The sequence below is a fragment of the Oleiphilus sp. HI0123 genome (assembly GCF_001635315.1).
The window spans coordinates 1-4717 of record NZ_LWGE01001109.1 but is presented as its reverse complement, the minus strand read 5'-3'; the positions used below and the strand labels follow the sequence as shown (position 1 = coordinate 4717).

Annotated in this window: 6 protein-coding genes; 5 read left to right on the top strand and 1 reads right to left on the bottom strand. The window is 44.1% G+C overall.

Going from position 1 to position 4717, the window contains the following annotated elements; all coding sequences use genetic code 11:
- Positions 1 to 348: SDR family NAD(P)-dependent oxidoreductase (locus A3761_RS11180; protein ID WP_156491799.1), on the bottom strand; the 348-nt coding region annotated here is incomplete at its 3' end.
- Between the two features lie 149 nt (positions 349 to 497).
- Here A3761_RS11180 and A3761_RS11175 point away from each other — a divergent pair.
- From A3761_RS11175 to A3761_RS11155, 5 genes are all read left to right on the top strand, one after another.
- On the top strand, positions 498 to 1022 hold the full coding sequence (locus tag A3761_RS11175) for an FxsA family protein (protein ID WP_068509064.1): 525 nt from the start codon (positions 498 to 500) through the stop codon (positions 1020 to 1022).
- Between the two features lie 162 nt (positions 1023 to 1184).
- On the top strand, positions 1185 to 1475 hold the full coding sequence (locus tag A3761_RS11170; RefSeq protein WP_068509031.1) for a co-chaperone GroES: 291 nt from the start codon (positions 1185 to 1187) through the stop codon (positions 1473 to 1475).
- A 76-nt stretch (positions 1476 to 1551) separates the two neighbouring features.
- A complete protein-coding gene (groL, locus tag A3761_RS11165) occupies positions 1552 to 3195 on the top strand; it encodes a chaperonin GroEL (RefSeq protein WP_068509033.1) in 1644 nt (547 codons plus the stop codon).
- A 279-nt stretch (positions 3196 to 3474) separates the two neighbouring features.
- Positions 3475 to 4242, top strand: a complete 768-nt coding sequence (gene gspN, locus A3761_RS11160) for a type II secretion system protein N (RefSeq protein WP_068509035.1) — start codon at positions 3475 to 3477, stop codon at positions 4240 to 4242.
- Positions 4243 to 4255: 13 nt separating this feature from the next.
- On the top strand, positions 4256 to 4717 hold a 462-nt coding region (locus A3761_RS11155), incomplete at its 3' end, for a type II secretion system protein N (RefSeq protein ID WP_304439609.1).

Genomic DNA, 4717 nt, shown 5'->3' with positions numbered 1-4717 from the left:
TTGCCATTGCTGCAGGCTCATGGTTTGGCTAACTTTGCCATCTTTAGCTTTTAGCAATAAACCGTCTCGTAGAATGCCGGCATTATTAACGAGGCCATTCAGCTTTCCAAAATCGCGCTCAATCGTATTAAAGGTGTTCTCTACGTCAGCCTCTTGGGCAACGTTGCAAACATAGGTTTTAGCTGTGACGCCCAGTGCTTCGCACTCATTAGCGGTTTCATCAAGACGTTCTGCATTCATGTCGATCAGAGCGAGATTAGCTCCTTTTTCAGCAAGGCCTAAAGCCATTTCTCTTCCTAAGCCTTGAGCGCCGCCTGTAATTGCAATAACTGCATCTTGTAATTTCATGTTCTGCCTATATTAATACCAGATTGGGACGTGTTGGGTATCGAGGGATCACCCCTAACCCTTAAATGAGAATCTATCTTAATGGCTTGTTAGGATAAGAAAAAGGATTAATGCAGTCGGGTACTAATAAATCTCGACTTGGAGTAAGTATGCAAATTTTATTTTTACTGTTCTTGATTGTTCCTATCATTGAGATGTTGGTATTAATTGAGGTGGGCTCATTTATTGGTGTCTTTTATACAGTGTTGCTGGTGTTATTGACGGCAGTCATAGGTGTGACGCTGCTTAAAAAACAGGGGCTGAGTACCTTTATCAGAGCTAATCAGAAGATGCAAAGTGGCCAGATGCCAGTCTCTGAAATTGGTGAAGGGATGATGTTGGCAATCGCGGGAGCATTGTTGCTTACCCCTGGGTTTGTGACCGATACGATTGGCTTTATTTTATTGACGCCGGGCTTTAGAGCTTCGTTTGCCAAGATGATTGCGAAAAATCTGGTACAGAATTCCTCACAAAGCGGCTTTTATTCCCAGACAACTTATAGACAGTCGTCTCAGGCGGAGGAGCAGCCGGTTAAGGACCCTTTCTCTGCCCAGGAATTTCCCCAACGTACCGTTCCGCCTGAAGAGATCGCCGAAGGTGAGTTTCAAGAGATAAAACAAGAAAAAGAAAAATAAGTGCTTGAAAAGCTTTCTATCATCCCCATTTATAGAGTCACTTATCAATGAAAATTGTAAGTTTAAAATGCAACTTATTGTTTTTATTAAATAAAATAAAGCGCTCTTTGTTTGAGAGTGATTTTATTTTCGGATTGAAAACCTGTTAGGAGAATCAAGAAGATGAAAATCCGTCCATTACACGACCGTGTTGTTGTACGCCGCAAAGAAGAAGAGACCACAAGTGCGGGTGGTATTGTATTGCCTGGTAGTGCGACTGAAAAACCTTCTCAGGGTGAAGTAATAGCTGTGGGTACTGGAAAAATTCTGGATAACGGTGATGTTAAAGCTTTGGCTGTAAAAGAAGGCGATATTGTAGTGTTTGGTCAATATGCTGGTAATACCGTTAAGATCGATGGTGAAGAGCTATTGATTATGAGTGAAAGCGACCTTTACGGCGTGATAGAAGCTTAGTACCGGTTAGCCGGTTCAGAGAATTATTTTAAAAGTGCCTAACTAAATAGGCAAACAGTTTAAGTAGGAAAAGTATATGAGCGCTAAAGACGTTAAATTTGGTGATTCGGCTCGTCAAGGCATGTTGGCCGGTGTAAACATTCTAGCAGATGCAGTAAAGGTAACTTTGGGCCCTAAAGGTCGTAACGTTGTATTAGACAAATCTTTTGGTGCACCGACGGTGACTAAAGATGGTGTGTCTGTTGCGAAAGAAATCGAGCTTAAAGACAAGTTCGAAAACATGGGTGCGCAGATGGTAAAAGAAGTTGCATCACAAACTAATGATGCTGCGGGTGATGGAACAACGACTGCAACAGTTTTGGCTCAGTCTATCGTTAACGAAGGTTTGAAGGCTGTTGCTGCGGGTATGAACCCAATGGACCTGAAACGTGGCATCGACAAAGGTGTGCAAGTTGCAGTTCAAGCGGTTAAAGGCTTTGCTCGTCCATGTGAAGATACTAAAGCGATTGCTCAAGTAGGCACAATCTCAGCAAACAGCGATAGCTCTGTTGGTAGCATCATTGCTGAAGCGATGGAAAAAGTAGGTAAAGAAGGTGTTATCACTGTTGAAGAAGGTAGTGGCTTCGAAGATGAGCTAGCCGTTGTTGAAGGTATGCAGTTCGATCGTGGTTACTTATCACCTTACTTTATCAACAATCAGGACAATATGAGTGCAGAGCTTGAGAGCCCATTTATATTATTGGTTGATAAGAAGGTTTCTAACATTCGTGAGCTACTTCCTGTACTGGAAAGTGTTGCTAAAGCAAGCAAGCCATTATTGATCATTGCTGAAGATATCGAAGGCGAAGCGCTAGCGACTCTAGTTGTAAACAACATGCGTGGCATTGTTAAGGTGGCAGCGGTTAAGGCACCTGGCTTTGGCGATCGTCGTAAGGAAATGCTACAGGATATCGCTACTCTAACGGGTGGTACGGTTATTTCTGAAGAAGTTGGTTTGTCTCTAGAAACCGCAACAATTGATAACTTGGGTACAGCGAAGAGCGTTAACATCAGTAAAGAAAATACGACGATTATCGATGGTGCAGGTCAAGCTGCAGAAATCGAAGGGCGTGTTAACCAGATTCGTAAGCAAATCGAAGAAAGCAGTTCAGACTATGATCGTGAGAAGCTTCAAGAGCGTGTAGCTAAATTAGCTGGCGGTGTTGCGGTAATCAAAGTAGGTGCTGGTTCTGAAGTCGAGATGAAAGAGAAGAAGGCTCGTGTCGAAGATGCGCTTCACTCTACTCGTGCAGCCGTTGAAGAAGGTGTTGTTGCAGGTGGCGGCGTATCATTGATTCGTGCTCTACAAGCGATTGAAGATCTTCAAGGTGATAACGAAGATCAAAACGTTGGTATTAACTTGCTACGTCGCGCAATGGAAGCACCTATGCGTCAAATCGTTGAGAATGCCGGTGGCGAAGGTTCTGTCGTGACTGATAAGGTTAAGCAGGGCGAAGGTAGCTTTGGTTACAATGCTGCATCGGGTGAATATGGCGATATGTTGGAAATGGGTATTCTTGATCCGGCTAAGGTGACGCGTACAGCGCTTCAATCAGCAGGTTCTGTTGCTGGTTTGATGATCACTACTGAATGCATGGTTACCGATATCGTAGAAGAGGGTGCAGCAGCACCAGCTATGCCTGATATGGGTGGCATGGGTGGCATGGGTGGAATGATGTAATCCAGCCTTTCACGCTTTGTGATTAAGAAACCCGGCTTTTGCCGGGTTTCTTGCGTTTGGGGCTAAGTACTTGAGGCATGTCTCAAGAAAACCCTGCAAAGGTATGAAAAACCGTTAATAAAGGTAGATTTATCATATTAAATAGTCTGTAATTGGTCGCTTTTTAGAGCAGTAGGCTCCCTACCGGGCGGCTTAGGTATATAAGCATGATAGGTTCTCGGTAGTTTTCAGTATCTCTTGTACTGAAGTGGGTCAAATAATAGGACTTGGTCTTTACGCGTGTTGAAAAAAACAATTCTGTATCTTCTTGTTTTCTTATTGGCCTTTAGCGTTTTTGTGCTGGCTAAGGCTCCAGCGCGTGTGATTTGGGAGGGAGTTGTAGAGGCTGATCCTTCTGTAACTAATTCTCTTCGCTCTGTTGGTGTTTCGGTAAAAGGCATTGAGGGGACTATCTGGGATGGTCGTGCTTTGGTTCAGTATAAAGGCATTGCCTCAATAGTTGATTGGAATGTGAAATTATCTGAACTATATGCCTTATCACTTCCCGTTAAGCTTGATATTGATAGCCAAGCGGGCGAATTGGAGGCTGTGATTACGGTGGGCATGTCTGACATCGCTGTGACGGTTTCTCGTGGTGACCTAGACTTATCTATGCTAAGCCCAGCGCTGAGGGCGCAACGAGTCACCCTGGATGGTCAGCTATTGTTAAAGGATATACAGCTGCTAGCTGAAGATAATATGCTGCGATCAGCTGCAGGTATGATCTCGTGGTCTGGTGGCGATATTGCCTATCCTGCTCAACGCGCTATACATCAACGTAGCTTTCCTCCTTTTAGGGGGGTGATAGAAACTAGCGAAACTGGGGAAATAAAAGCAGGTGTTCGTGATAGTGGCGGATCGTTTGATGTCATTGAAGCGACGGTGAGCCCAGAGGGTGAAGCGCTAGTTAAAGTGAAAAGACGCTTATTGGATTTGGCTGATGAGCATTGGCCCCAAAACTCCAAAGAAGAAGATGTCGTGTTTAAAGTGAAAAAGAAAATTTATTAGGCTGGTGAATAATTTGATAACGCTAGGGTCAGGAACAATTGCTAGGATTCAGTCACTGTTGGCTGTGACTTTGCTTGTTTATGTCGCTTATCTGGGGGCTGGAGTGTTTTGGTATTCACTGGCTTCTTCGGATGAGCGCGCTTTAGTGTTGCCTCAGAATAAAGTTGTTACAGCTAAGAAAAGCCAGGGGCGAGATGCCAGGTTAGCTGACTATCATTTATTCGGACAAGTAGGAAAACAGGTAGTTAAAAAGCAGGATAAACCAAAAGAAGCGCCTAAGACCAGCTTAAGGTTAGCATTAAAAGGTGTTTTTATGTCAGAGCAGGCTGGCGCATCGGGTGCTATAGTAGAAGAGATTGGCAAGAAGGCGGATTACTATGGCATAGGTGATGCCCTACCAGGCAGGGCCACTTTGGAAGAGGTATATAGTGATCGTATTCTCTTGAGGCGTAACGGAAGGCTAGAAACTTTGGCT

What these genes read in the sequence shown, in the direction of transcription:
- A3761_RS11175 (WP_068509064.1), top strand. Translation starts at nt 498, where the DNA reads ATGCAAATTTTATTTTTACTGTTCTTGATTGTTCCTATCATTGAGATG.
- A3761_RS11170 (WP_068509031.1), top strand. Translation starts at nt 1,185, where the DNA reads ATGAAAATCCGTCCATTACACGACCGTGTTGTTGTACGCCGCAAAGAA.
- groL (WP_068509033.1), top strand. Translation starts at nt 1,552, where the DNA reads ATGAGCGCTAAAGACGTTAAATTTGGTGATTCGGCTCGTCAAGGCATG.